The following is a 3,208-nucleotide window of genomic DNA, read 5'->3' on the forward strand; positions in this document are numbered from 1 at the left end:
CCAACCGGAAGGGAACGACCCAGTGCACACAAAACGCCGCAGGAGGATGTACGGCGTTGGCGCGATAGCGTCAGCCGCCGTGCTGGCGGTGGTCACTGGCTCCGCCGCGACCACGGCGGAAGCGCAACCGTTGCACCAGCGGCCCGCGGAGTGGCTGCCCACGATCACCCCGATCAAGCACGTCGTGGTGATCTTCGGTGAGAACATCTCGTTCGACCACTACTTCGGCACCTACCCGAACGCGGCCAACACCGACGGCACGCCGTTCACCGCCGACCGCCACACCCCGAAGGTCAACGGGCTGAGCCCGCAACTGCTCACGAACAACCCCAACGCGTACAACCCGAAGCGCCTGTCCCCCGGCCAGGCGCTGACCTGCGACCAGAACCACGGCTACGGGCCGGAGCAGAAGGCCGTGGACGGCGGGAAGATGGACAAGTTCGTCGAGTACACCGAGACCGACAAGTGCACCGGGCAGCCGGTCCTGTTCGGCGAGCCGGGGCTGGTCATGGACTACTACGACGGCAACACCGTGACCGCGATGTGGAACTACGCGCAGCACTACGCGCTCTCCGACAACTCGTTCGACACGGTGTTCGGCCCGTCGAGCCCGGGTGCGGTCAACCTGGTCTCCGGCCAGACCCACGGCGTGCAGGCGGTCACGTCGGTCACCCACGAGCCGACGACCGACGCCTACGCCGTGCAGTCGCCGGACGAGCACGGCATCGGCACGATGACCAACGACCCGGACCCGGCATGGGACGACTGCTCGGACAAGAACCACACGGCCGACGAGAACCTGGCCACCATGCACGGCCGCAACATCGGCGACCTGCTCAACGCCAAGGGCGTGACGTGGGGCTGGTTCCAGGGCGGCTTCCGGCCGACCGGCACCCGGGACGGGTTCGCGGTGTGCGGGCAGACCCACACGAACGTCGGCGGCAACGCGGTGGTGGACTACAGCCCGCACCACGAGCCTTTCCAGTACTACCAGTCAACGGCGAACCCCAAGCACCTGCCGCCGACGTCGGTCCGGGCGATCGGCGCCACCGACCAGGCCAACCACCAGTACGACATCAGCGACTTCGACGCGGCGGTCGACGCGGGCAACGTACCGGCGGTGAGCTTCCTGAAGGCACCCCAGTACCAGGACGGCCACGCGGGCTACTCGGACCCGCTCGACGAGCAGACGTTCGTGGTCACCGAGATCAACAGGATCCAGCACTCCCGCCAGTGGAAGGACACCGCGATCGTCCTGGCCTACGACGACTCCGACGGCTGGTACGACCACGTCGCCCCGACGATCATCAACGGCTCCCACGACGCGGCCCTGGACGCGAGCGTCTGCACGGCCAAGCGGCCCGCACTGGGTGGCTACGCCGATCGCTGCGGCTACGGCCCGCGCCTGCCGCTGGTGGTGATCTCGCCGTACAGCAAGAAGAACTTCGTCGACCACACCCGCACCGACCAGACCTCGGTCCTGCGGTTCATCGAGGACAACTGGCGCACCGGCCGCATCGGTGACTCGTCCTACGACAGCCGGGCGGCCAGCCTGGCGAACATGGTCGACTTCCGGCACCGGCCGACCAGCACCACCCTGACGCTCGACCCCCACACGGGTGCCGTCGCCCACCCGTAGTCGATCCCGTCGAGGAACCGACCGTCTAGAGGGGACGGACCGCGTCACGAACGAGTGAACGCACTTCGCTATCGTTACCGCGTCGTGATCGACCGTCCCCACCGTGAGGAGCATGAACGTGGCTGTTTCCGCCGACCTGGAGAAGCAACTCGACAAGGCCTACGAGAACCTGAGCGTCGCCGAGGTCCTCGACGCGCCGGTCGCGGCGCTGTCCGGGGTCAGCGAGGGTGACGCCGAGAAGCTGGCCGCCGCCTTCAACATCAAGACCGTGCGCGACCTGGGCACCAACAGGTACTTCCGGCTCGCCGCCGCGCTGGTCGAGGTCGACTCGCTGGTCAAGTAGCTCCCCACGGCCGGCCCGGGCGTCTCGACGAGGCGCCCGGGCCGCCGCTCGACCAGGCCGAGCGGCCGCCCTCTCGCAGCGGCAGCGGTGCGGCGGTCCGCACCTTCGCCGGACGGGTAGAACACCCCCTGCCGGGTAGCCGTGGGCCATGGCAGTGCGGGCACTCGTGACGAACGACGACGGTATCGACTCGCCAGGTCTCGTGACCCTCGCACGGTGCGCGCGCGACCTCGGCTGGCAGCCGATCATCGCCGCGCCGGCGACCGAGTCCAGCGGCACGAGCGCGGGACTGACCGCCGCGCGCAACCACCGGCAGGTGGCGGTGGCACGCCGGACGCTGGCGGACCTCCCGGACGTACCGGCCTACGCGGTGGCCGCCCACCCCGGCCTGATCGTGCTCGCCGCCTGCCACGACGGGTTCGGCGAGCGGCCGGACGTGGTGCTGTCCGGGGTGAACCGCGGCGGCAACGTCGGCCGCGCGATCCTGCACTCCGGCACCGTCGGCGCCGCCCTGACCGCGGCCGTCAACGACGCCCGCGCCGTCGCGGTGTCGCTGGACAGCCCGCTCGAGCCGGTGGCGCCGCCGAACTGGGACGCCGCGGCCGCGGCCACGACCAGGCTGCTGCCGTTCGCGGCGGCCTGCGATCCCGGCACGGTGCTGAACGTCAACGTCCCGGACACCGCGCGGCCGGGACCGCCGCGCTGGGCGCGCCTGGCCACCTACGGCCGCGTCCAGACGAAGGTGACGCAGCTCGCCGGCGGCACGATCGAGGTGGGCAGCGTGGAGGTGGCCGGCGAGCTGGAACCGGGCACGGACGCCGAGCTCCTCGCCGACGGGTTCGTCACCGTGACGGCCCTGCACTCCGTCCACGAGGACGACGAGCTGATGCGCCGAGACCTGCCCTGAGCTGTGCCTTCGGTTACTTCCGGGCCGTGAGCCCGCTTCCTGCGGGGATGATGACAGCAGACCGTACCGCCCATAACGGACAGCACGCGTGAAGTGAGGAACAGTGGAACTCGTCTACCCGCCGGTGATCCTTGCCTGCAAGACCTTCTTCCGGGCCCTCGACCTGAAGATCGACCAGCGGGGCACCGAACACATCCCGAGCACCGGCGGGGCGGTGCTCGCCTGCACCCACGTCAGCTACCTCGACTTCATCTTCTGCGGCCTGGGCGCCCAGCCGGCCGGGCGGCTGGTCCGGTTCATGGCCAAGAAGTCGGTGTTC

At 69.9% G+C, this 3,208-nt stretch carries 4 protein-coding genes; all 4 read left to right on the top strand.

Annotation, left to right across the window (positions count from 1 at the left end):
• Window positions 1-46: 46 nt before the first annotated feature.
• Window positions 47-1,639: a phospholipase C gene (locus tag ACJ73U_RS06375; RefSeq protein ID WP_407776589.1), complete on the top strand. Its 1,593-nt coding sequence runs from the start codon at window positions 47-49 to the stop codon at window positions 1,637-1,639.
• A gap of 112 nt (window positions 1,640-1,751) precedes the next feature.
• Window positions 1,752-1,982: a hypothetical protein gene (locus ACJ73U_RS06380; protein ID WP_407776586.1), complete on the top strand. Its 231-nt coding sequence runs from the start codon at window positions 1,752-1,754 to the stop codon at window positions 1,980-1,982.
• A 148-nt stretch (window positions 1,983-2,130) separates the two neighbouring features.
• On the top strand, window positions 2,131-2,889 hold the full coding sequence (surE, locus tag ACJ73U_RS06385; protein ID WP_407776587.1) for a 5'/3'-nucleotidase SurE: 759 nt from the start codon (window positions 2,131-2,133) through the stop codon (window positions 2,887-2,889).
• Between the two features lie 103 nt (window positions 2,890-2,992).
• On the top strand, window positions 2,993-3,208 hold a 216-nt coding region (locus ACJ73U_RS06390), incomplete at its 3' end, for a lysophospholipid acyltransferase family protein (RefSeq protein WP_407776588.1).

Origin of the sequence: Actinophytocola sp., assembly GCF_045807065.1 — a bacterium.
Classification (GTDB): Bacteria; Actinomycetota; Actinomycetes; order Mycobacteriales; family Pseudonocardiaceae; genus Actinophytocola.

Coding starts and splice junctions, on each gene's coding strand:
- surE (WP_407776587.1), top strand. CDS start 2,131: ATGGCAGTGCGGGCACTCGTGACGAACGACGACGGTATCGACTCGCCA.
- ACJ73U_RS06375 (WP_407776589.1), top strand. CDS start 47: ATGTACGGCGTTGGCGCGATAGCGTCAGCCGCCGTGCTGGCGGTGGTC.
- ACJ73U_RS06380 (WP_407776586.1), top strand. CDS start 1,752: ATGAACGTGGCTGTTTCCGCCGACCTGGAGAAGCAACTCGACAAGGCC.